The 1,669-nt window shown below is 64.8% G+C and carries 3 protein-coding genes; all 3 read left to right on the top strand.

Features of this window, described 5'->3' with window-relative positions; translation table 11 throughout:
• Positions 1-582, top strand: a 582-nt coding sequence (locus CFII68_RS25610; protein ID WP_018600197.1) for a RibD family protein, incomplete at its 5' end; no start/stop codon positions are given.
• A 46-nt stretch (positions 583-628) separates the two neighbouring features.
• Positions 629-1,303: a riboflavin synthase gene (locus CFII68_RS25615; RefSeq protein ID WP_018600195.1), complete on the top strand. Its 675-nt coding sequence runs from the start codon at positions 629-631 to the stop codon at positions 1,301-1,303.
• Between the two features lie 16 nt (positions 1,304-1,319).
• Positions 1,320-1,669, top strand: a 350-nt coding sequence (locus tag CFII68_RS25620) for a 3,4-dihydroxy-2-butanone-4-phosphate synthase (RefSeq protein ID WP_018600193.1), incomplete at its 3' end; no start/stop codon positions are given.

Genomic DNA, 1,669 nt, shown 5'->3' with positions numbered 1-1,669 from the left:
CGCTCGGCGGTCCAACGCCTGCGCGCCCAGGCCAGTGTGGTGCTGACCGGCGCCGATACGGTGCTGGCGGACAACGCCCGGCTGACCGTGCGTGCCGATGAGCTGGGGCTCGATGCCGAGCAGACGGCGTTGGTCATGAGCCGTCCGCCGCTGCGGGTGCTGGTGGACGGTCGTCTGCGGGTGCCGTTGGATGCAGCGTTTTTCAAGGCCGGCCCGGCGCTGGTCGCTACCTGCATGGCGGTAGAAGAACAATACGCCAACGGCCCCGAATGCATGATCGTGGCGGGCGATGACGGTCAGGTCGATCTGCATCGCCTGCTGGTGGAGCTGGCGGGTCGTGGCGTCAACGAGGTGCTGGTGGAAGCCGGTCCGCGCCTGGCGGGGGCTTTCGCCCAGCAAGGGTTGGTCGATGAGTTCCAGATTTTCATCGCCGGCAAGTTCCTCGGTTCTTCGGCGCGGCCGCTGTTGGACTGGCCGCTGGCGCAGATGAAGGACGCCCCGCAGCTGAAAATCACCGAAATCCGCGCCGTGGGCGATGACTGGCGAGTCATCGCCGTTCCCGTTGCGCAGGCGAGCGTATAATTCCCGGCTTTCGCGCAAGCGGCGGCCTGTTCTCGAGGAGGACTCCATGTTTACCGGCATCATCGAATCCATCGGCAGCATCCGTGCACTCACCCCCAAGGGCGGCGATGTGCGGGTCTACGTCGAAACCGGCAAGCTCGACCTGAGCGACGTCAAGTTGGGCGACAGCATTGCGGTCAACGGCGTGTGCCTGACGGCCGTCGAATTGCCAGGCAACGGTTTCCTGGCGGACGTCAGCCGCGAAACCCTCGACTGCACGGCCATGAATGACCTCAAGAGCGGCAGCCCGGTCAACCTGGAAAAAGCCCTGACCCCCACCACTCGCTTGGGCGGGCACCTGGTCAGCGGCCACGTGGACGGCGTTGGCGAAGTGGTCTCGCGCACGGATAACGCCCGGGCCGTGGAGTTTCGCATTCGCGCGCCGAAGGAGTTGGCCAAGTACATCGCCCACAAAGGCTCGATCACCGTCGACGGCACCAGCCTGACGGTCAACGCGGTGGATGGCGCCGAATTCCTGCTGACAATCATTCCCCACACCCTGAGCGAAACCATCATGGCCTCGTACCGGCCAGGTCGCCGGGTCAACCTGGAAGTCGACTTGCTGGCCCGTTACCTGGAGCGCCTGTTGTTGGGCGACAAGGCCGCAGAGCCGGGCTCCCCACAAAAGCCGGGTAACATCACCGAAAGTTTTCTGGCCGCCAACGGCTACCTCAAATCCTGACCCAAGGGGGTGCCGCGTGGCGCTCAATAGCATCGAAGAACTGGTTGAAGACATCCGCCAAGGCAAGATGGTCATCCTCATGGATGACGAAGACCGCGAGAACGAAGGCGACCTGATCATGGCCGCTGAATGCTGCAAGGCCGAGCACATCAACTTCATGGCCAAGCATGCCCGTGGGCTGATCTGCATGCCGATGACCCGCGAGCGCTGCGAGCTGCTGAAGCTGCCGCTGATGGCGCCGCGCAACGGCTCGGGCTTCGGCACCAAGTTCACCGTGTCCATCGAGGCCGCCGAGGGCGTGACCACCGGTATTTCCGCGGCTGACCGCGCGCGCACCGTGCAGGCCGCTGCCGCCCGGGACGCCAA

Source organism: Pseudomonas sp. CFII68 (assembly GCF_000416195.1).
GTDB lineage: Bacteria > Pseudomonadota > Gammaproteobacteria > Pseudomonadales > Pseudomonadaceae > Aquipseudomonas > Aquipseudomonas kilonensis.
The sequence above is the reverse complement of the archived record's forward strand: the minus strand, read 5'-3'. Positions and strand labels throughout refer to the sequence as shown.